Consider the following 21,078-nt stretch of genomic DNA (forward strand, 5'->3'; position numbering starts at 1 on the left):
TCGAAGTCCCGGCCCGGGCCGAGAATCGCTGAGAAGGCGCTCGCCAGCTCAAGCGCGGAACACCCGTGAGACGGGCTCCCCTATCAGCGCCGCGAGGAGCCGCTCCCCCTCGGGCCAGGGCCCGAAGCCGGCGTCGACGTTGATGTGCCCGCACGGCCCGGCCTGGATGAAGCGGCTTCCCCAGGCGCGCGCGAAGGCTTCGGCTCGCTCCGGGGCGCAGTACGGGTCGTTCGCGCTCGCGACGACCATCGAGGGGAACGGCAGCCTGGCGCCGGGCAACGGGTGGAACGTCGACGCCTCGCGCGGGTAGCTCGGCGATTCGGTGTCGGCCGGCGCGACGAGCAGCGCGGCGCGCACGGGTCGCGCGCCCAGCGCCGCCCAGTGGACGACCGTGCTCACGCCGCAGCTGTGCGCGACCAGCACCGGGGGCTCGGCGCTGGCGGCGACCGCCCGGTCGAGCGCCTCGACCCACGCGCGTCGGTCCGGGTGATCCCAGTCGGGCATCTCCACGCGGCGCGCGAAGGAGAGCTTCTGCTCCCAGAGCGTCTGCCAGTGGCGAGGGCCGGAGCCGCTGTAGCCAGGGACGATGAGAAGCGAAAGCATCGTGACAAGACCTCCCCGCGAACGAAGAGGGTACAGAGGAAGCGGGTGAAAATCACGTCGCCCCCCGCTGACCCCGGAGCCACGTCGACCCCCCCGACGCGCGCCGTGATGGGGCCGAGGTAGCTCAGGCGCGCCGGATTCATTCGATTTACACGACCTGTGGCAGACGCTCTGCGCGCATCTCTTCATCCTGGTGCTCGCGAGGCGCAGTCAACCGCCGAGACCGCACCCCCGCTGGCGGCGATGCGGCGATGCGGCGATGCGGCGATGCGGCGATGAAAGCGCCCTGCTGCTCCCGCATGGGACTTCCATGTCCCTCGATTCCTGTGTAAATATGCCAGATGCTGTCGGCGCTGGATGTCGAGTCGCCGCCGGCAGGATTCTCTTGGTTGCGAGCAACGTGTGACCTTACCGTGAAAGGTGTTTCAATGAATCGAGGATCGCCTTCGAGACGTCTGTCCAGGAGCCGCGTCGGGAGCTCCCTGTCTGTCCTTCTCTGCGTTCCCGTGGTGGCGCTCGCGCTCGCCGGTTGCGGCGGCACGGAGCCCTCCTCTTCGTCCGAGTCCGACGAGTCCGCGCCGGACCGAGACGAAACCATGAGCTGGGAGGAGTTCCAGGCGAACGTTTACCGCGACCCGCAGCGCGGGGTCTACCTCATCGACGACGAGCAGGGGCTCAACGACGCGGAGCTGCGTGTCGTTTACGAGCGTTATGTCAAGACCGGGGCGCTCGTCGTGAAGCCGCTCGGACGGCGCTGAGCGCGTCTTGCTGGGATACGACGGATAGCTCGCTTTGAGCGTTCCCTCGGATGCCTCACGGCGCGCCAGCCAGCGACACGGCGAGCCAGTCGTCGAAGCGCGTCGGCATGACGCGCGCGCCGTCGCCCGGGGTGAGCGACCGATCGTCGATCCGGAGACCAAAATAGGGCGCCTCCGCGTCGGCGATCACCTCGCGGCGGTCCTTCTTCGCGCTCAGGTACTTGCCGACGAACTCGGCGAGCGGGCGCCTCTCGGGGCCGGCCACCTCGACGATGCCGTTCACGGGCGGCCCGAGCGTGACGTCGGCCAGGGCCTCGGCGACGTCCTCGGCCGCGATCGGCTGCAGCTGCGCCGACGAGAGGCGGACCCGCTCCGCGTCGGCGCTGGAGCGCGCGATGCCGTCCATGAACTCGAAGAACTGCGTGGCCCGCAGGAGGGTGTAGGGGAGCCCGGAGGCCTCGATCAGCGCCTCCTGCGCCATCTTCGCGCGGAAATAGCCGCTGCCGAGCATTCGATCGGTGCCGACCACCGAGAGCGCCACATGGTGTTTGACGCCCGCGGCGGCCTCGGCGGCGAGCAGGTTGCGGCCCGAGGTCTCGAAGAAGGCGAGGACCGCCTTGTCCTCGAACGACGGCGCGTTCGCCACATCGACCACGACCTCGGCTCCCGCGAGCGCTCCGGCGAGCCCCTCGCCCGTGAGGCTGTTGACGCCCGTGGAAGGCGACGCCGCGACGACCTCATGGCCCCGCTGGCGGAGCCTGCGCACGAGCTTCGTCCCGATCAGGCCGGTTCCACCGATAACCACGATCTTCATGTCTTTCTCCCTTGTCGATCACGCGAGCGACCGGTGCCTTGCTCCTGTGACCCCGCGCTCACCGTCAATGACGAAGCGGGTCTAGCTCGTGTGACATCGGGCGAAAGAAAAATGACAGCCGCGCCGGCTCATTTGGAGACTCCGCGCGGCGACCCGGATCAGAACGGCGTGTCGCCTTCGCCCGGAACGATGATCGACTTCAGCGCCCCGTCCTGGCAATCCGCCTGCAGGCGGAAGCCGTTCTCGGCCTCGGACAGATCGAACCGATGGGTGACGATGGACTCGACGTCCACCGCCCCTTCGGCGACCAGGCGGATCGCCCGCGGGTACACGTGCCCCATGCGCCGGGAGAACTTGATCTTCAGCCCCTTGCGGCGGCACAGCGCCGCCGGCAGCGAATAGCGATCGCCCTCGGGGATGCCCGCCAGCAGGATCCGCCCGCCGATGCGCGCTGCCTCGGCCGCGTGGTGGAAGCCCTCGGGCGAGTTCGTCGCCTCGATCACGAGATCGACGCCGCGGCCGCCAGTCCACTCCGCGATGGCCGCGAACGTCGGCGCAGCGTCGTGCGCGCCCAGCCGGCGCGCGGCCTCGGCCCGGTAGGCGACAGGGTCGATCGCGAAGACGCGCTCGACGCCGGCCAGGCGCGCGAGCTGGACCAGGCAGAGGGCGATCGGCCCGCAACCCAGGACCGCCACCGTCTCCTGCAGGTGGGGCCGCGCCAGATCCATGGCGTGGATCGCGACGCCCAGCGGCTCCAGCATCACGGCCTTTCGCACCGAGAAGCCGCGGGGGACCGGCACGAGCTGCTCGGGGCGCACCGCCAGCCGCTCCGCCATGCCGCCGTGCAGCGGCGGCGCGCCGAGGAATTCCACGTGCGGGCACAGGTTCACGTGGCCGCGATGGCACCACTCGCAGCGGCCGCAGGCGTGCGCGGGGTCGACGGCGACCAGCTGCCCCCTCGACAGGCCCAGCGCCGGGTGGTCGTCGACGACCCAGCCGGCGAACTCGTGCCCTGGCACGAAGGGGTCCCGGACCTGCGCCGCGCCGATCCCGCCCTCCAGGTAATAGTGCAGATCGCTGCCGCAGATCCCGCAGCCCGCGACCTGGATCGTCACCATGCCCTCGCGAGGCCGCGGAGGTTCGACCTCGCCGAGCCGGACATCGCGGATGCCGTGAATGAACGTTGCGCGCACTGTTCCAGTCTCCCTTTCAAGGCTCCGCCGGCTCCCCGGCGGCGCCGCGCTGGACGATTGTGCCGGCGCGATTCCCTACTGTAGTCTGCGCCCGTGATCGCTTGTCAATCCTGCGTTCCGGGTCGCTGAAGGCGCCATGCCGGCCGACCTCGTCCTCGGCATCGACCTGAGCACCACCGCGGCCAAGGCGGCGGCCTTCGACGTCCAGGGGCGCTTGCACGCCGCCGGCCGGGCGCCGCTCTCGCTGGCCCGGCCGGCTCCTGAGCGATTCGAGCAGGATCCCCGGGACTGGTGGGCCGCCCTGCGCCAGGCGGTCGCCGGCGTCACCGCCGCGGTGGACCCGGGCCGCATCGCTGGCCTCGCGATCGCGCACCAGCGCGAGACCTTCGCCTGCCTCGGCCCCGACGGCGAGCCGCTCCGCCCCGCGATGCTCTGGCTGGACGGCCGCGCGCGCGGGCACCTCGGCGCCGTGATCGACCGCATCGGACAAGACCGCCTGCGGGCGCTGTCCGGCAAGGCCGCGGACTTCGGCCCGGCGCTGCCCAAGATCGCCTGGCTGGCCAGCGAGGAGCCGGACACCCACCGCCGCACGTCCCTCTTCTGCGACGTGCAGGCGTACCTCGTGCAGGCGCTGACCGGGCGCGCCCGCACCAGCTGGGCGAGCGCCGATCCGCTCGCGCTCTTCGACATCGGCGCGCGCCGCTGGTCCGAGGAGCTCTGCGCCGCCGCCGGCATCACGCCCGACCGGCTGCCAGAGGCGCTGCCTCCCGGCGCGCTGCTCGGCGCGGTGTCGGCGGCCGCCGCGGCGGCCACCGGCCTGCGCGAGGGCACGCCGGTGCTGGCCGGCGGCGGCGACGGCCAGATGGCCGGGCTCGGCGTCGACGCGCTGGACCCGCGGCGCGCCTACCTGAACCTGGGTACGGCGGTGGTCTTCGGCGTCTTTTGCGCCGAGCCGCGGCAGGACCCGGCGTGGCGGACCATGACCAGCGCCTCCGGCCGCGGCTACGTGCTGGAGAGCAGCCTGCGCAGCGGGGCGCTGCTCTCGGACTGGTACCTGCGCCGCCAGCTGGGCGTCGACCCGCGCGACGGGGCCGCGATGGCCGCGCTCGAGGCCGAGGCGGCGTCGCTCCCGCCCGGCAGCGGCGGCCTGCTGCTCTTGCCCTACTGGGAGGGCGCCATGAACCCCCACTGGGATCCCGACGCCCGCGGCGCGATCCTGGGCCTCACGGACGCGCACGGGCGCGGCCATGTCTACCGCGCCCTGATCGAGGGCGTCGCGCTCGAGCAGGCCTTGGTGCTGGACCTGATGCGCGGCGCGGCGGGGATCGAGGTCGCGGAGTTCGCCGCGGTCGGCGGCGTGGCCGCGAGCGACCTCTGGTGCGCCGTGATGGCCGATGCGACGGGCGTCGCCATCGAGCGGTCCGAGACGGTCGAGGCGGCTTGCCTGGGCGCCGCCATCTGCGCGGCCGCCGGCGCCGGGCTGGCGGAGAGCATCGAGGCGGCCGCGAGGGCGATGCGCGGGACTGCCACGGCGACGTTCCATCCCGATGCCGCGCGCCGGGGGCGCTACGCGGCGCTGCTGGGGATCTACCGGGACATGTACCCGCAGCTCTCGGGGCTGCTGCGCCGCCTCTCGGCCTTCACGAGGGAATAGGCCCGGCGCGCGCTCCGCGCCCGAAGGAGCGAGCTGGGCCGGTGCCATGCTCACGTAGGCAGCCTGGCGCACCGAGGAGGTCGAGCTTCCACTGAAGGCGTCATGAAGATCCTCGCGGGCTAGCTCCCGCCTGCCTCACGTCTCCTCACTGCGCTGTCGGATCGTTGACGCGCCCCGCGAAGAGGAGCGCCTTCGTCGGCAGGTCGCTGATGAAGAAGAAGAACGGACGGTCCAGGACGATCGCCACCGGCTCGAGGAAGATGCCCGCGGCCGCGGAGCTCTCGGCGACGAGGACCGCCGTCGCCGCCGCGGCCTCGGTCCCGGCCTCGTCCACGCCGATGACCGCCTTGTGGATGACGTCCTGGATGTAGAGCCCTCCGCCCTTGCGGATGCCCGAGAAGTCGGCGCTGTCGCCGAACGCGACGCTCATACCGAGATCCACGAGCGCCTTCTTGAGGGAGGCCCCGGTGCCGAACGAGAACTTCGGCATCGTGATGTCGACCGACCGCGACTGCGTCGAGGCGATGATCGTCTCGAGCCCCTCGCCGTCGAGCGACTCCGCCAGCGCGTCCGCGTTCCCCTCGGCAGGCAGGACGAGGAACATCGAGACAGGGGTGCCCGCATAGGGGATCTCCACCGCCTCCCAGCCGTCGCCGACGCCGTAGCGCGTCTCCCGTGTGCCGTGCATCATCTGGGCGGTGACGCTCGTGCCGTCGCCGCGCTGGAACTCCCCGGGCTTCGTCGCGTCCTCGTTGAACGGCGTGTGCCACGCGGCGTCGAAGTAGATGGCGTTGGTGAGCACGACGCGCGTCTCCTGGGTCACGCTGCCGTTGAGGAGATTCGGAATCATGCCCTCCGTCTGGTCCTTCACCCACGCGTTGATGAGGCCCTCCGCCTCCTCCGGGGCATCGAAGTCGGCGAGCCGCACGCGCGCCCCGTAGCTCTCGCCGAGCACCGTCAAGAACGGCTGCTCGAGCGTGAGATCGACGTGCGACCAGATCGCGTTGGCCGTGTGGAGCCGGAAGCCGCCTCCCTCGACGTTGCTCGAGCCCTCGGCGCGCTTGTGGAGCTCGAGATCCACGTAGTTGAACGCCGGGTGCAGCCGCTCCTGCGGGAGCTCGAACCGCATCGCCGCGGCCATCGCCTGCTCCGTGGTGGTCCGCGCGCCCGCGTAGGTCATCGCGAGCGCCGTCGAGATGCTGTAAGGCGAGTAGACGACGTTCCCGTTCCCGTTCGCGCTGGAGATCGCACGGCCGAGGTCGAGCGCGAAGCTCGCGTTGTTGCGCGCCAGCAACGCCTGATCCTCCTCCGAGACGTCCGGGCTCTCGATCCGCGCCGCGTCCGACGGCAGCACGCATCCAGCCTTCCTCTCGAAGCACTCGACGGGAGCCTCGGGCGAGTCACCCCCTCCCCCGCCCTGATCCGAGCCGCCTTCGCCCTGGCCTGGGCCGCCGCCTCCCGTGCCCCCACCCTGGGCCGAGCTGCACCCCACCAGAGCTGACATAAGCATGGTCGCCAAGAGAATCGTTGTTCGCATGGCGCTGGCGGACTGCAGGCACCATGCCAGAGCGCCTCCGCGCGAAAAAACGCGACTTTGGCCTGAAGAACCGCGCGCAGCGGGGGGAATCAGAGACCGACTGTGCCACGATGAGCCGCACGCTGAACCCGAGAGAGAGCTGGGAAATGCGGTTGGCGGCGAATCATGGCTCAGGGGTCGATGAGCCTGTGCCACTCCTTGCCAGACACCGGGGTGTCATGGCAAGGAGCTCTTCCGGCGCCCGAGGGCTTCGCTTCACCTCAGTGCGCTGTCGGATCGTTGACGCGCCCCGCGAAGAGCAGCGCCCCCGTCGGCAGATCGCTGATGAAGAAGAAGAACGGCCGGTCCAGGACGATCTCCGCGGGCTCGGGGAAGAAGCCCGCGCCGGTGGCGGCGATGAGGACCGCCGTCGCCGCCGCGGCCTCGGTCCCGGCCTCGTCCACGTCGATGACCGCCTTGTGGATGACGTCCTGGATCTGGACCCCTCCGCCCGGGATGAGGCCCGAGAAGTCGGCGCTGGGGCCAAAGGCGGCGCCCATGCCCAGATCCACGAGCGCCTTCTTGAGAGAGGCCGAGGTGTCCAACGAGAACTTCGGCATCGTGATATCGACCGACCGCGACTGCGTCGAGGCGATGATCGTCTCGAGCGCCGCGCCGTCGAGCGACTCCGCCAGCGCGTCCGCGTTCCCCTCGGCAGGCAGGACGAGGAACATCGAGACAGGGGTGCCCGCATAGGGGATCTCCACCGCTTCCCAGCCGTCGCCGGCGCCGTAGCGCGTCTCCGGCTGCGTGCCGTGCATCATCTGGGCGGTGACGCTCGTTCCGTCCCCGCGCTGGAACGCGCCGGGCTTCGTCGCGCTCTCGCTGAACGGCGTGTGCCACGCGGCGTCGAAGTAGATCGCGTTGGTGAGCACGAGGAGCGTCTCCGGGGTCACGTTCTTGTTGAGGAGCTGCGGAATCATGCCCTCCGTCTGGTCCTTCACCCACGCGTTGATGAGGCTCTCGGCCTCGTCCGGCACGGAGAAGTCGGCGAGCCGCACGCGCGCCCCGTAGTTCTCGCCGAGCACCTTCAAGAACGGCTGTTCGAGCCCGAGATCGATCTGCGACCAGATCGCGTTGGCCGTGTGGAGCCGGAAGCCGCCTCCCTCGACGTTGCTGGAGCCCTCGGCGCGCTTGCGGAGCTCGAGATCCACGTAGTTGAACGCCGGGTGCAGCCGCTCCTGCGGGAGCTCGAACCGCATCGTCGCGGCCATCGCCTGCTCCGTGGTGGTCCGCGCGCCCGCGTACGTCATGGCGAGCGCCGTCGAGATGCTGTAAGGCGAGTAGACGAGGTTCCCGTTCTCGCTGGGGATCGCGCGGCCGAGGTCGAGCGCGAAGCTCGCGTTGTTGCGCGCCAGCAACACCCGATCCTCCTCCGAGACGACCGGGCTCTCGATCCGCGCCGCGTCCGAGGGCAACACGCATCCAGCCTTCTTCTCGAAGCACTCGACGACCCCGCCGCCCCCTCCCTGGCCCGAGCCGCCCTCTCCCTGATCCGGGCCACCGCCGCCGCTGCCGCCTCCATCGTTCGAGCTGCACCCCACGAGAGCCGACATGACCACGGTCGCCAAGACAATTGATGTTCTCATGATGCCAGGGAATTGCAGCCTGCGTGCCAGAGCGCCTTTGCGCCGAAAATCGCATGTTCGTCCCGGGGAGACGCGCACAGCCAGCAAACCTGGAGCAGATTGTGCCAAGATGAGCCGCACGCGGTGCTCACGGGCGAGCCCGGAGGCGCCGGTGATGGCGCAACCGATGGATCGACTGGGGTCGATGTGCCTGTGCCGCCTCGCCAGACCCCGTGGTGTTGCTGGGAAGGTCGTGCCGCACGAGCGGGTTGCGCCGAGGTGCGCCACGGACCATCCTTCGGACCGGCGCGCGAGGCACATGAAGATGGACGAGGGCGCAGGAGAACCGACAGGCACGCGCTCAGCGCGGATCGATCGCGGCGACGTGTTCTGGATAGGGCCCGATGACTCGCGGGGGCCTGTCCCGAGCTACTCCCATCCCCATGTGGTGGTCCAGGACGACGTCTTCAACCACTCGCGCATCACGACCGTGGTCGTGTGCGCGCTTACGTCGAACTTGCGCCGGGCGAGCGAGCCTGGGAACCTCCTGCTCGACGTGGGCGAGGGGAATCTTCCCAGGCAGAGCGTCGTGGTCGTGTCGCAGATCTCCTCGGTCGAGAAGGCCCGCCTGGGCGAGCGGATCGGGTCACTCTCCGACGCGCGGGTGGATCAGATCCTGGCCGGCCTGCGCTTCCAGCAGGCGTCGTTCTTCAGGCGGTAGCGAGGGGGTGCACCTCATGGGGCAGGTCGACTTCACCGCGGCTGAAGCGTTGTGCGAGCGCGGCTTCCGGGGAGAAGGATGAATGGCCCACCGCGGTGACCCGGAGGACGCCTTCAGGACGAGGCTTGCCCAGGATCGGGCGCGCATCGAGGCGGCGATCGAGCGGCTTTCGGGGGAAAAGCCGAAGCCTGAGCGGTTCCTGATCGCGCTGGCCGAGGCGTGGGGCCGCCCGGTTCACCATCGGAATTGTTTCGGCAGGTGGCTGCCGCCGGTTGCCCCGACCGAGCGTGGCGTGAAGAGCGCTGCGCGCTGGGTGGCTGCGTCCAATCCTAACGTCCAGCGAGCCGCCCTCTCTGCCCTCGAGAAGGCTGGTGCGGCTGCGCAGCCTGTTCTGGGTGTGGTCGCCGATGCCCTGACGAGCAACGAGCCCGTCGTGCGGCTCGCCGCAGCCCGCGTGCTCGCGCGCGCTGCGCCGTGTCCCGAGCAGGCACCGGCGCTCCGTCGTGCGCTCTCCGACGATCTCTTCACCGTGCGCTGGCTGGCGGTGGAGGCGCTCGCGCGCAGCGGCGATGACCACCCGCTGGCGCCCGTCCTTGCGGCGTCGCGTCCCCGGCTCGACGCCTGGCTCGCTGCCTATCGGCTCGATGGCTGGCTGCGCGCGGTCGCCGCCCTTGGCCGGGATGCGTCCGCCCTGTTGCCCGAGCTGAACGAGCTCCTGGACCAGACCTCCGGGCCCAGCCGGAGCGACACGTCGTGGCACGAATCGAGATTCACGATCGAGCGGCTCGTACGGGAGCTTCGTGCGAACCAGGGTAACCCCTGAACGAGCTCATTCACGGACACGCGAGGCCCTGCCAGCGCCCCCGTCCATGGACAACATGACCACGATCCGACGACCGAGCGCCTGTCTGTGGACCGCCGTGCTCGCGCTCTCCGCTGCCGGTTGCGGAGGCGTGCGGGGCACCGCCGCCAGCGCGCCCTGCCCACCCCCCACACCGCCTCAGGCGGCCTCGTCGATCGACTCCGCCGGCAAGCCTGGCCGCACGAAGCTCAGCGTGGCCCTCGTCCCCTGGATCCCAGACGCCGCCGGCGACGACTTCGCGTCCCTGCGAACGATGATCGAGCACGGGTTCGAATCGCAGCATGCGGCGATCGATCTCGAGCTGCGCCTCGTCAAGTCCGATGACAGCTACCACAATCCGACGCGCCTCGCCGGATGGCTCGCGTCCGGTCGCCACGATCTCGTCGAGATCGACACCGTGGTGCTGGGGGATCTGATCGACGCCGACGTCCTTGAGCCGTGGCCTTCCGTGCCGGAGCGCGACTACCTCGCCGCAGCCAGATCAGCCAGCACCGAGATCGACCGAAGCGGCAAGTCCGTCTGGTGGGGTGTACCCCATCTCAGCTGCGGGTTCTTCCTGGTCACGAGGTCCGAGAAGCTCGACGCCGCTTCCAGCATCGCCGGCCTCGTGAAGGCCGCGCGCGAGAGCGGGAAGCCCCTCCTCGGGAATTTCGCGAGCAGCTGGGATCTACCCGCCCTCTACCTGGACGCGCGTGTCGACAACGGGCTCGATGCCACCAGCCCGCTGGCCCTGAGCAACGCCGTGAAGCCACCCCTTCACGCCGGCAGCACAGCGGCGCTCAAGCAGCTCGCCGAGCTCTGTCGGCAGGGTGACAGGAACCCTTGCATCGACGGCACGTACGACGAGACGCTGGAGGGTCCTGTCGAGGAGTTCGTGAAGGGCAGCGCGATCGGGTACTGGGGATACAGCGAGCGCCTGCATCGGACCGTCACGCTCATGAAGGCGCAGGGCCTGCCCGTCGAGGGGCTGCGCGTGTCGACGATCCCGCTCGGCACCAGCGCCACGCCCCTCCTGTTCACCGACGCCTTCGTGCGGCGCAAGGGATGCTCCGGCGACCCAGCCTGCAACGCCGCGGCCGCCGCGTGGGCGGAGTTCATCACCCGCGACGACGTGATGCGCGATCTGCTCATCTCCAGGGATGCCGGGCCGACCGCGGTGCCGCGCTACCTGTTGCCGGCCACGAGCTCGGCGTTCCAGGCCGAGCCGATAGCCAGGGACGCCCTCTACGCGGCGCTTCGTCCTCTGGCCCAGTCGGGGAGATCCTTTCCGTCGCACGCGTCGATGTACGAGCGGCGGAGCGCGCTCGCGCACCTGCTCGAGACCCAGCTCGCGGCGCGCTGAGGCATGTCGCTCGAGAGGCTGGTCGACCCGCAGCGGGCCGCATTGGTTGTATTGACAACCAGATCCTTTGCGGTAGGATCGGCCATCATGCGGGACCAATTCACGGCCGACGGGGGGATCGTCCTCGACAACGCGCTCAGCTACTGGGTGGCGCGCGTCTACCTCGCTTCCCGCGCCGCGATGTACCGGCGCTTCCGCGCGCACGGCGTCGAGATCACGCCCGAGCAATGGATGGTCCTCGTCCGCCTGTGGGAGCAGGAGGGCGTCACGCAGACGCACCTGGCCGAGCGCACCTTCCGGGACGTGCCCACGATGAGCCGGATCCTCGCGCTCATGGAGCGCGACGGGCTGGTCGAGCGCCGGCTCGACCCGACGGACCGGCGCGCCCGTCTCGTCTACCTCACCGCGCGCGGGCGAACGCTGCGCAAGGCCCTGTCGGGCGAGGCCATGGCCCTCGTGGACACGCTGCGCGCCGGCATCCCGGAGGAGGATCTCCTCACGACCCGGCGCACGCTGCAGCGCATCCTCGCGAACCTCGAGCCCGAGGGCTGAAGGTAGCCCCGCCGCCCGCGGAGCCTTTTTCATCGCCAATTAATTGCATAGACAACCAATTCAGGAGACACCTGCATGAGCCAGACCGCTGCTTCCCCTCACTTTCCTGCGCACACGCTCCACACGGCGCCCGCGGCGGCCCGCCCCGCGCTGGAGCGGGCCTCGCGGAAGTTCGGCTTCCTGCCGCTGCCCTTGGCGCGCTTCGCGACCTCGCCGCTGCTGGTCCGCGCCTTCGATGAGCTCCTCGCGGTCTTCGAGGGGGCCACGCTCTCGCCGGTGGAGCGCGAGGTGGTGGTGATGGTCGTCGCCGGCGAGAACGGCTGTGATCTCTGCCGCACGATGCACCGCGGGCTGCTCCTCCGCGCGGGGGCTTCCCCCGAGGTCGCCGCGGCGCTGTTCGAGCGAAGGCCGGCGCCCGACGCGCGCCTCCAGGCGCTCGCGGCGTTCACCGAGGCGACGCTGCGCGAGCGGGGGCAGGTGCCGGACGCCGATCTCGACGCCTTCTTCCGCGCGGGCTTCACCGCCGAGCAGGCCCTGGAGGTGATCGTCGGCATCGGCACAACCACGCTGTCGACGTTCGCGAACCGGATGACCCGCTCCCACGCGCTGCGCTGATCGCACCGAAGCGCGGGGCGTGAGAGCGGAAGCGCCTAGGTGATCTCGCGTTGGTCTCCTTGACAAGGCGGGGGAAGCGTCAGGTACGCTGGCTTTCCACGACAGAAGGATTCGAGGTGACAGGTGTATGACCGCGCAAATCGGTGACGACGTCGCCTATGCGGGCGCTGACTGGTGCCTGGCGGGCGTGAACGGCGGCGAGCTGTTCGACCCGGCGAGCTACGGACTTCGTGTTCGCCCGGCGAGCACCGCGTGCTGGCGTGGCTTCGTCTGTCGCTATGGGCTTCGCGACAACGCCCTGTACCTCGAGGGCCTGGACGTCGCGCTCGAAGGCGAAGCTCCTCCCCTGTTGGACAAGATGCCACAGAAGCCGACGACGCCCCTGGGATTCACGGCCGCCTACGAAGGCATCGGGCTCCACGTCCCGTTCAGCGGCGGCCTGCTTCTCGCGCGCGACTTCTTGCTCGAACTCTATGTTCACATGGGCTTCCACCCGGCGTGGAAATACGCCCACGTCCTCGAGGTGGAGCTCGAGGCGGGACGCATCTCGCGCGTCACCGACTGCTCGAAGGCGATGGCCGACATCCGCAGCCGCGTCGCGGGCACGGATGAGCCAGGCCCGGGGAGCTCCCACGAGGACATCGAGGCGTGGGTCGAGCGTGCCTTTTCCCGCAAGTATTGACGCTCCATTCCGGATCGGCACTGCGCTCCATTCCGGATCGGCGCCTCGCCTGTCGCGGGTCGCCGGCGCGCGGCGCGGCCCCGGAACGCCTCGTTCACCGTGTCTCCTGCCTGGCCCGCTTCCTGCGAAAGCCGTTCTCGCGAGGTAGAGGTCATGACGCACATCGAGCAACGCAGGGTCATCATCCATGAGGGCGGCGTGCCGGGCGGCGCCGCGGCGGTCCTCCACGCGGACGATCACGGGACCGGGGTGGCCAATCGCGGGCGGTACGATCAGGGCTGGCGCGCCGGCAAGCCGGCCGAAGATCCAGAGAAGCTCAAGAAATGGGGCCGTGTCAGCGCGAAGCCGAGCGAGTACCTGATTCACATGCGGCGGGGCAGCCTCCGGCCCACCTCCGGTCAGGGCGCCTCGTGCTTCAAGCTCCCGGGCGACAGCGTCGCCGTCGTGCCGACCACGGTCCAGAAGCTCCAGTTCACGGCCGACCAGGTCACCCTCGAGAAGGTCGGCGTGGAGATCACGGGGCTCGCCGTCTACCGCATCGCGGAGCCGCTCATCGCGTTCCGGATGCTGAACTTCTCGTTCCCCGAGCGCGCGCAGGAGAAGATCGAGGCTCTCCTCGTGGACATGTTTGCCGGCGCCGTGCGCCGGCTGGTCGCGAACCTCTCCGTCGAGGAGTGCCTGACGCGGCGGAAGGAAGGGCTCGCCAGCGAGCTGATACGAGAGATCGTGCCCGTCGTCTCCGGGCGCGGCAGCGCCGAGGACGCCACCGACAAGGGGTGGGGCGTCCTCATCGATACCATCGAGATCCAGGACGTGCGCATCCTCTCTCCTGCGGTGTTCGGCAACCTGCAGGCGCACTATCGCCAGGAGCAGGAGCGGAAGGCCAGGGAGGCGTCGCTGATCACCGAGCGCGCGGTCCGGCAGGGCGAGGCCGAGGCGCAGCGCGCGATCGAGCTGACCAAGCTCTCCGCCGAGGTCGAGCTGCGCACGCGACGCCAGGAGACCAGCGAGAAGGCCCGGCTCGAGGAGCTCGCCTCCGAGGCGCGGCTGAAGGAGACGCGACTGGCCCACGAGCAGCAGCTCGCGGCGCTCACGCTGAGGGCCGAGATCGAGAAGACGACGCTCGAGGCGGAGGCGGCGGCGGCGCGCCACGCGGCGAAGATGGCCGCGAGCGCCCAGGAGATCGACCTGCTCAGGCAGCGCGCGGCGATCGCGGGCGCGCGCCGGCTCGTGGCCGAGGCCGAGCTCGCCATCGCCGAGATCGAGGCGAAAAAGGCGCGCCTCACGCAGGAGATCGAGCTCGACCGCGCGCGGGCGCTCCGGGAGATCGAGAACACCGTGTCGCCGGAGGTCATCCGGTTGACGGTCGCGCAGCAGATGCCGGCGCTCGCCGCGGCGTTCCAGCAGCGGATGGGAGAGGTGCACATCACGGCCGTCGATGGGGCGAACCCGTTCGGCTACATCACGGCGGCCGTGGAGGGGGTGATGGGGCTGGCTCGCGCGGCAGGGCTCGAGGTGCCGTCGGCGCGCGCGCAGAAGGCGGAGCTGACCGAGGAGCGCGGGCTGGACAGCAGCCGGCGTTGAGCCCGTCCGCGCCGTCGTCCGGCGTTGGAGCCCACGCGAGCACGCGTTGGTCTCCTTGACAAGGCGGGGTAACGGTCAGCTACGCTACCTTTCCACGATGGGCGGGGGCGGCACGACGTGGGGTCGGAGTTCAAGGCGCTCCGCGCCGAGGCCGCGGTCAGCGGTGAAGGGGCTGATGGCGCCGGGGGGACCGCGGTCGACGCGGCTCGTGGTCTAGACGCAAAACCGCGTGGACAGGTCGCGCATCACAGCTGGTTGTGACGTCGGGCGATGAACCCTCCAGACAAGAAACGGCGGATCGCGAGAGGAGCTGCGCACAATCATGGGTGAGACGATGCTGACGTTCCTGGGGTCGCAGATTCTCCGCCTACCATTTCTCATCGCCTACGTCACGGCGATCGCCCTTGCGTTCTCTCGTTACCCAACGCAAGGCAAGCCGGCACTCCTCGCGGGCTGCGGTTTCTTCTTGTTTTTCATGGGCTGGCTCATCAACGCCGTGCAGATGTACTGGCAGATATCCATTTTTCGGGACGGTGGCGCAATGCAAGCGCTGGTCCGTATTGCCTCCCTGACCGGCCTCGCCTCTCACCTCCTGGAGCTGGTCGGGCTCGTCCTCGTGATGCTCGCATTGTTCGGCACCAGAAACAGCCCCGTAGGCGGCACCGAGTCAATCGACGCGCGAAACACGCGCGCCTGAACGAGCCGCTGGACAGGTACGGCATCGGGGTGCTGTAGTTGCCAGCCTGAAAGACAGCAGGACCTACCGATGATGCCCCCCCACGGCCCGCCGCAATCAGCCCCCGGAATGAGCAAGACCGCCGTCGCTTTCCTGTTCCTGTTCATCGGTCTCGCGGTGGGGTTCTTCGCCGGAATCGGAGCGACGAAGGCCGGCGCTGCGCTCCTCGAAGATCTCGCGTCCAGCGAGGCGCCTGCCGATCTGGCGCACGCCCAGAGCTATGTGCGGCCCGGCTTCTCCTTCAAATACCCAGGAAATTGGAGAGTCGAGGCGGACCCGCCGGACAATGATCCCGATCACCACGTGAACGTCGAGAGCCCCGGCTCGTGCATGACGATGATCTTCGTCCTTGACGTGCCAACCGATCCCGCAGACAACGTTCGAGCGCAGATTGACGGGTTCGTCCCCAAGTTGCTCTCTGCGCCTGCACGCACGCCGTTTACCACGTGGGGCAAGTACGCCGGGCAAGGCATGCTCCTGAAAGGGAAGCTGCTCGGCCTGAGCGAGGGCTCGGTTCGGGTGTTTTCTCACGCGAACGACAAACGTTCGTTCATCGCGGTGGAGCAATGCCATGACGAGGACATGGATCATGTGAAGCCTGGACTCGATCTGGTGGAGTCTTCCTTCGACTTCTCACCTTGAGCCTGCGCCATGGCCCACGGTCTGGAACCATTGTTTCGCGGGCAAACACGGCGGCCCCAGATAGGCCGGCTCGCTCGCGAACCGTCGCGCGAGCTGCCCAACGAGCGGCGGCGATCGACGCCGCTGCGCGGCGCGGCAGAGCCGCAGGCGTCCGGGAGGCGAGGACGATGAACAAGATCATCAGGCTATACGACGCAGGCCTCGGCCTGCTCATCCCCTGCCCGAGCGGGGTCATCTACTCGAACCAGACCTGTGGGAACATTTGCATGCAACCCGAGATCGAGGGCGTATTCGTTCCGCTCGACGCCGAAGACGGGTGGCGCTCCCTCGCGGCGCACTTCGAAGGACCGAAGTACGTGGGCAGCGGCGCGATGCTCGGGCTTGACCAAGAGGACGCGGATGTCATCGACCGCATCCTGCGCGAGTGCCGCATCGTTGGCATCGTGACCGACCGGGCACGCCTCGTGGACTCGCACGAAGCGTGGGTGCACGCCGTGATAGAAGGCGAATCGGACTGGAGCTGTTTCACTGGGTTCGGACCGTACCCGCGCCCTGGGATTCTCACCTGGCCCAACTCCGATTGAGGCCGCGCGCTCGTCGGGCGCGAGCTGCTCGGCGGCGAGCGCCAGGCAACTCTTGTCCTTGGCAGTCTTCGGCTGTCCGCTCGGTACCGCTCGCTCCGGCGCGTTCGTACACGTCCTCCCGCACCTTGTCGCTTGCCTCGGACGACCGCAACAGGTAGCTCGTACCCATGCCCAAGGACGCCAGAGTCTTCGTGTTCGATCACGTCTCGGTCGGTGTCGAGAACCTCGAGCGTGCTGCGGAGTTCTACGACGCCTGTCTGGCACCGCTCGGTTTTGTCCGGCTTTCGCAAAACGCCCGTCACGTAGCGTATGGGCCCGACGGATACGAAGCTGAGCCGCCCTTCGCCATCGTCGCGTCCGGTCCTGACGCGAAGGCGCCCGGTCGAGGCTTCCACCTGGCCTTCGTTGCCCCGAGCCGCGAGGCGGTCGATCGTTTCCATGCGGAGGCCCTCAGCAAGGGCGGTGTCGATGAAGGACCGCCCGGCGTTCGCGAGAGCTACGATCCCGGCTACTACGCGTCGTTCGTTCGCGACCCCGACGGCCACCGGCTGGAGGCGGTGTTGCACGAACGTTGACCGTGCGGCCGTCGGCCGGCTCGATCGCCAACCTGCTGGGCGGGGGCCCCGAGGCCGACCGCCGAACCAGCCGCTGGGACTCATTTCACGGGAGAAAATCATGTCGTCTGTCGTTCTCTTGGGTGATTCAATCTTCGACAATGGTTCGTATACCAATGGCGAGCCCGATGTCGCATCGCACCTCCGCGCTCTCTTGCCCTCCTGGCGAGTCACCCTGTGTGCGGTCGACGGCACGACCACCTCTGATATCGGACCCCAGCTCGATCGCATACCGAAGGACGCGACCCACGTCCTCCTCTCGCTCGGCGGAAACGACGCGCTCTCGAACGCCGACCTTCTCGGGCTGCCCGTCCGGTCGACGGCCGAGGCTCTGGACATATTCCGCGAACGCGTGGACGCGTTCGAGCAATCGTACTCGTGGGCGCTCGAGGCCGTCGTCGCGCTCGGTCGACCGACCACGGTCTGCACGATCTATAACGGCAACCTCGCTCCCGGTGAGGCCGAGCGAGCTCGCATCGCCTTGATGACGTTCAATGACGTCATCCTTCGTCAAGCTTTCTCGCGCGCGCTCGACGTCGTCGACCTCCGCCTTGTCTGCTCGGAGGCGGGGGACTTCGCGAACGCCATCGAGCCGTCGGGCGCCGGCGGCTTGAAGATCGCACAGGCGCTCGTCCGCACCCTGGGCGCCGCCGCAGTCCAGAAGCGAGCGACGACCGTGACCGCCGGCTAGAAAGCCCGTTGCGGCTGCGCGAGCCGACCGCCGTTTCGACTCGGCGCCGGTCAGAAGGATGTCAGTTCAAACCCACCCCTACCGTCAAAGCGGACCATGAGCACGCGTGCCGTGCCGGGGCGCAACGCCCGCACGAGCGTGCTCTGGGCTTCGCGTAGACAGCACAGCAGGCCCGGTTCCACCTGACCGTCACGCGCCTCGGCCCGCGCGATCCCGGTCCCGTCGCGGCGTCGCTCGATGCGAAGGAATACCTCGCCGTGTCGACTTTCCCCGATCATGCATCCACTGATGAGCGCGCGGTACGAATCCATCGAAACAACCGTCGCGCCATCTGGGTTCTCTTCTGTGGCAACCGAGAGCCAGCTTCGCTCACGCGCCGCGGAGTATCCATACGCCTCAGCACGAGATAGTTCGTAGCCTGCTTCGCAGAGATCCTGGCGGCTGTAGCACACCGCTACCTCCGACGGCGGCGGCCCCGACGTCAAGCACGAAACCAGCTTGCAGAAAGGGGCAGCGCGCACGAAGAACGCCCCGTCGCCCCACATAAAGTTCTCCGGCGGCTCCGGATGCGCCGGCGTCGACGTTCCAGGAGCAGCCACGGCGGAGGTTGCGAGGACTGCTCCGTGGACGAGCGCCGAAACGACGACGGCGAGCGCACACGCGCCTGGTTTGAGGCCGAGCCCGGCGACTCGGGGCGCAGGCGGAGCGCTTGGAGGAACAGGCGAGGGGCTCCGATAGGGACCGCTCACCCGAGGGGGCAACACGTCTTCCACCTCGTGGACGACACCTCGCGGCGTGCCGGGTTCCCGATCGAACGCGATCGGCCCCCAGGCGCAGAACGAAGCCGTCGGACGAAGCCGAACGCTACAGATGGCACCTCGAACTGGCTCATCTGCTGCCGTGTGTGGTAGAACATGGTAGCATCGCACCACGACGATGCTGGTCCGGGATGCCTGCCATTGGACAGAAGGAACAAGACCTCCCGCAGCGAGCGGAGATCCGAACCATGCGAACCACCTGGATCGTTCAGACGAACGTCGAGCCTGGATCGACATCCCCAGCCGCTCTGCGTCGTGCGTGCTCCACGGAGCAGCGGCCCTTCCATGAAGTCTCTGTCATTGCTGGTTCCGCGACGCTCCCTGAGCTGCCGCGCATCGACGGGCCGGTCGTCCTTCACGGTCGAACGACTTTGATCCTGCGCGCCTTCGAGCACCCGAGATGGCGCCATGGAGTCTTCTTCGACCCCGCGCGCTTTCAACATCGATCCTACGTGGCTGCGTACGGCGACCAGATGCTGAACGCCGATGCGCAGGTCATGTCATGGGAGAGGCTCCTCGCCGAGCCACGTGCCCCGAACGAGCTTGTTTTTCTGAAGCCGAACGACGATCTGAAGCGCTTTACTGGACAAGTTCTTCGCTTTTCGGAGTGCGTGGCCCTGTTTCAAACTCTACGAGGTGCAGCGAGGCCGGTGGAGCCCACGTCCGAGGTCGTGCTCGGCGAACCGCGTGAGATCGATGGAGAATGGCGGCTGTTCGTCGTGGACGGTGAAGTTGTGACAGGTAGCATGTACCGGCCGAGCGGCGATTCACACCTCCCTCGCGAGCTGATCGACTTCGCGGAGAGAGCGGCCTCGCGATGGGCGCCGGCGAGCGTGTTCGTTCTTGACGTGGCGCGGGTCGACGGCGCGTGGAAGATTGTCGAGTGCAACTGCTTCAACGGAAGCCGTTTTTACTCGGCAGACGTGGAGCGCGTCGTACGAACCGTCTCCGAGCATCAGGAGCGGGCAACCTAGATCATGCCGACCTCTGCCCAATCAGGCGCTGGTGCCGACGGGCGCGTCGCGCCCGCGGCGCAGCGCAAGGTCGTTGGACTGGTGCCGATGACCTGGTGAAGCCATGGCGTGGAAGACTCTGCTGGATGATGCCCGATGGAACCACCGAGACGGCCCGGCCCGTGCCGACGAGCTCGTTGGGCGGGCCATTCGCTCTGCGGAGGCGGAGACCGAAGCAGCGGAGCGCGTGCGCGCCTTCGAGTCGATCGCCGACTACCTTGACGGCCGAGAGCGGTGGGCGGAGGCGTCCATGGTCTACGGCCGACTGATTGACCTACTGCGAAAGAATCACGCCTCACAGGATGAGCTTGCGGCGCGGCTCGCGCGCCATGCCGAGATCGAGTCGAGCGCCGGCGATCTGGAGTCTGCCGCGAAGCTGCTCGAAGAGGCTCTGAGTCTTTGGCGCGAATCGTCACGAAGCACGCTGGAGCGGGGCGCTGCATGGTATGAACAGCTGGCCGAAGCGCGATCGGCGGCGGCACGCCATATCGCCGCGTCCGCGGCGCGCAGCCGTGCGACCGAGCTGCGCATCGAGGCTTCCGGCGAGTACTACCAGCCGCGTGTGATGCGGCATGCGAGAGGTGACGGTACCGTCGAATACGCCGTCCACGATGTCTACTTCTCATTGTACGGCGACGTCAAAGGTTACACCCAGCACGCGCGTTCGCCGCGGATGCCTTCCGTGGCCACGCTCCAGAAGTGGCTGGAGGAGACATTACCGGTGGCCGCAACAGGTGTAGCGTGCGGCGATCTCGGCTACATGCACTACGCGCCCGATCTCACGCAATGGCTTCGGCATATTCACGAGGAACCTCTGGACTATGAACGCGATCCCGAGGATGAAGCCTGGCTAGCGCGACAAACGGGTTGAAGCCGCGCGCAAACAGCGAGAAGCTGAGACGCCAGAAGACGCATGTCGGCCGCCGACGCCGAGCCGAACGGGCGTGACACCAGAACTCAACGATGGGATCCAGCGATGGCAGACAAGAAGATCTCGAAGACCGAACCCGAGTGGCTCTTGCTGCTCGGGCCGCATCGCTACCGAATGCTCCGCTACGGCAACACCGAACGTCCGTACACGGGGCAGTACTGGAACCACCACGGCACGGGCGTCTATCGATGCGCCGGCTGCGGCACCCAGCTCTTTTCGTCACAGACGAAGTTCGACTCTGGGACCGGCTGGCCCAGCTTCGGCGCAGTCCTCGAAGAGAAGCGGATCGAGCGCCGAGCCGACCGGAAGCATGGCCTCGATCGGGTGGAGGTCGTATGCGCGCGCTGTGATGGACATCTGGGGCACGTCTTCGATGACGGGCCAGGGCCGACGGGCGAGCGCTTCTGCATCAATTCCGCCTGCCTCGAGTTCGAGAGCGAATGACTCGCGAGGCGGCGAACGTCGCGTCGACAGCTGGGCCGTGACCGGCAGGGTCCTGCCGAGCGCCGCTCGGAGCGCCTGGGG

General features: G+C 68.6%; 23 protein-coding genes. 17 read left to right on the forward strand and 6 right to left on the reverse strand.

Annotation, left to right across the window (positions count from 1 at the left end; genetic code table 11):
* Positions 1-48: 48 nt before the first annotated feature.
* On the reverse strand, positions 49-603 hold the full coding sequence (locus WMF34_RS27730) for an RBBP9/YdeN family alpha/beta hydrolase (protein ID WP_437989668.1): 555 nt from the start codon (positions 601-603) through the stop codon (positions 49-51).
* Between the two features lie 596 nt (positions 604-1,199).
* Here WMF34_RS27730 and WMF34_RS27735 point away from each other — a divergent pair.
* Positions 1,200-1,361 (forward strand): hypothetical protein, encoded by a 162-nt coding sequence (locus WMF34_RS27735; protein ID WP_157906943.1) that lies wholly within the window; start codon positions 1,200-1,202, stop codon positions 1,359-1,361.
* A gap of 55 nt (positions 1,362-1,416) precedes the next feature.
* On the opposite strand, the gene WMF34_RS27740 is transcribed toward WMF34_RS27735, so the two are convergent.
* Positions 1,417-2,175, reverse strand: coding sequence for an SDR family oxidoreductase (locus tag WMF34_RS27740; protein ID WP_437989669.1), 759 nt, complete (start codon positions 2,173-2,175; stop codon positions 1,417-1,419).
* Positions 2,176-2,333: 158 nt separating this feature from the next.
* Entirely contained in the window at positions 2,334-3,368 is a 1,035-nt protein-coding gene (locus WMF34_RS27745) for a zinc-dependent alcohol dehydrogenase (protein ID WP_437989670.1), read from the reverse strand.
* 136 nt (positions 3,369-3,504) lie between these two features.
* On the opposite strand from WMF34_RS27745, the gene WMF34_RS27750 reads away from it, so the two are divergent.
* Positions 3,505-5,022, forward strand: coding sequence for a xylulokinase (locus WMF34_RS27750; RefSeq protein WP_437989671.1), 1,518 nt, complete (start codon positions 3,505-3,507; stop codon positions 5,020-5,022).
* A 145-nt stretch (positions 5,023-5,167) separates the two neighbouring features.
* Here the strand turns inward: WMF34_RS27750 and WMF34_RS27755 are convergent, their stop codons facing one another.
* Both WMF34_RS27755 and WMF34_RS27760 read right to left on the reverse strand, forming a co-directional pair.
* Positions 5,168-6,532, reverse strand: a complete 1,365-nt coding sequence (locus WMF34_RS27755; RefSeq protein ID WP_437989672.1) for a serpin family protein — start codon at positions 6,530-6,532, stop codon at positions 5,168-5,170.
* Positions 6,533-6,819: 287 nt separating this feature from the next.
* Entirely contained in the window at positions 6,820-8,154 is a 1,335-nt protein-coding gene (locus WMF34_RS27760) for a serpin family protein (protein WP_437989673.1), read from the reverse strand.
* Positions 8,155-8,491: 337 nt separating this feature from the next.
* On the opposite strand from WMF34_RS27760, the gene WMF34_RS27765 reads away from it, so the two are divergent.
* The 12 genes from WMF34_RS27765 to WMF34_RS27820 all read left to right on the forward strand — a co-directional run bounded on the left by WMF34_RS27765 (position 8,492) and on the right by WMF34_RS27820 (position 17,791).
* Entirely contained in the window at positions 8,492-8,887 is a 396-nt protein-coding gene (locus WMF34_RS27765) for a type II toxin-antitoxin system PemK/MazF family toxin (protein WP_437994671.1), read from the forward strand.
* A gap of 82 nt (positions 8,888-8,969) precedes the next feature.
* Entirely contained in the window at positions 8,970-9,710 is a 741-nt protein-coding gene (locus WMF34_RS27770) for a HEAT repeat domain-containing protein (protein WP_437989674.1), read from the forward strand.
* 55 nt (positions 9,711-9,765) lie between these two features.
* Complete coding sequence (locus WMF34_RS27775; protein ID WP_437989675.1) at positions 9,766-11,091, forward strand: hypothetical protein; 1,326 nt, start codon at positions 9,766-9,768, stop codon at positions 11,089-11,091.
* A gap of 87 nt (positions 11,092-11,178) precedes the next feature.
* Entirely contained in the window at positions 11,179-11,643 is a 465-nt protein-coding gene (locus WMF34_RS27780; RefSeq protein ID WP_437989676.1) for a MarR family winged helix-turn-helix transcriptional regulator, read from the forward strand.
* 75 nt (positions 11,644-11,718) lie between these two features.
* Complete coding sequence (locus WMF34_RS27785; RefSeq protein WP_437989677.1) at positions 11,719-12,258, forward strand: carboxymuconolactone decarboxylase family protein; 540 nt, start codon at positions 11,719-11,721, stop codon at positions 12,256-12,258.
* A 127-nt stretch (positions 12,259-12,385) separates the two neighbouring features.
* Positions 12,386-12,940 carry a hypothetical protein gene (locus WMF34_RS27790; RefSeq protein ID WP_437989678.1) on the forward strand — a complete coding sequence of 185 codons (555 nt, stop codon included), beginning with the start codon at positions 12,386-12,388 and terminating at the stop codon, positions 12,938-12,940.
* Between the two features lie 153 nt (positions 12,941-13,093).
* Positions 13,094-14,524, forward strand: a complete 1,431-nt coding sequence (locus WMF34_RS27795) for an SPFH domain-containing protein (RefSeq protein WP_437989679.1) — start codon at positions 13,094-13,096, stop codon at positions 14,522-14,524.
* A 322-nt stretch (positions 14,525-14,846) separates the two neighbouring features.
* Positions 14,847-15,221 (forward strand): hypothetical protein, encoded by a 375-nt coding sequence (locus WMF34_RS27800; protein ID WP_012238016.1) that lies wholly within the window; start codon positions 14,847-14,849, stop codon positions 15,219-15,221.
* A gap of 108 nt (positions 15,222-15,329) precedes the next feature.
* Positions 15,330-15,902, forward strand: a complete 573-nt coding sequence (locus WMF34_RS27805; RefSeq protein WP_044965927.1) for a hypothetical protein — start codon at positions 15,330-15,332, stop codon at positions 15,900-15,902.
* Between the two features lie 167 nt (positions 15,903-16,069).
* Entirely contained in the window at positions 16,070-16,486 is a 417-nt protein-coding gene (locus WMF34_RS27810) for a DUF6210 family protein (RefSeq protein ID WP_012238018.1), read from the forward strand.
* A gap of 167 nt (positions 16,487-16,653) precedes the next feature.
* Complete coding sequence (locus WMF34_RS27815; RefSeq protein WP_012238019.1) at positions 16,654-17,061, forward strand: VOC family protein; 408 nt, start codon at positions 16,654-16,656, stop codon at positions 17,059-17,061.
* Positions 17,062-17,161: 100 nt separating this feature from the next.
* A complete protein-coding gene (locus WMF34_RS27820; protein ID WP_012238020.1) occupies positions 17,162-17,791 on the forward strand; it encodes an SGNH/GDSL hydrolase family protein in 630 nt (209 codons plus the stop codon).
* A 50-nt stretch (positions 17,792-17,841) separates the two neighbouring features.
* Here WMF34_RS27820 and WMF34_RS27825 read toward each other — a convergent pair whose 3' ends face one another.
* Entirely contained in the window at positions 17,842-18,243 is a 402-nt protein-coding gene (locus WMF34_RS27825; RefSeq protein WP_157906946.1) for a hypothetical protein, read from the reverse strand.
* 554 nt (positions 18,244-18,797) lie between these two features.
* On the opposite strand from WMF34_RS27825, the gene WMF34_RS27830 reads away from it, so the two are divergent.
* The 3 genes from WMF34_RS27830 to msrB all read left to right on the forward strand — a co-directional run bounded on the left by WMF34_RS27830 (position 18,798) and on the right by msrB (position 20,997).
* Positions 18,798-19,583 carry an ATP-grasp domain-containing protein gene (locus tag WMF34_RS27830; protein WP_044969312.1) on the forward strand — a complete coding sequence of 262 codons (786 nt, stop codon included), beginning with the start codon at positions 18,798-18,800 and terminating at the stop codon, positions 19,581-19,583.
* Positions 19,584-19,686: 103 nt separating this feature from the next.
* Complete coding sequence (locus WMF34_RS27835; protein ID WP_437989680.1) at positions 19,687-20,493, forward strand: hypothetical protein; 807 nt, start codon at positions 19,687-19,689, stop codon at positions 20,491-20,493.
* Positions 20,494-20,598: 105 nt separating this feature from the next.
* Positions 20,599-20,997, forward strand: a complete 399-nt coding sequence (gene msrB, locus WMF34_RS27840) for a peptide-methionine (R)-S-oxide reductase MsrB (protein WP_437989681.1) — start codon at positions 20,599-20,601, stop codon at positions 20,995-20,997.
* The last annotated feature ends 81 nt before the right edge of the window (positions 20,998-21,078 follow it).

It is taken from the genome of Sorangium sp. So ce145, from assembly GCF_051525985.1.
Classification (GTDB): Bacteria; Myxococcota_A; Polyangia; order Polyangiales; family Polyangiaceae; genus Sorangium; species Sorangium cellulosum_B.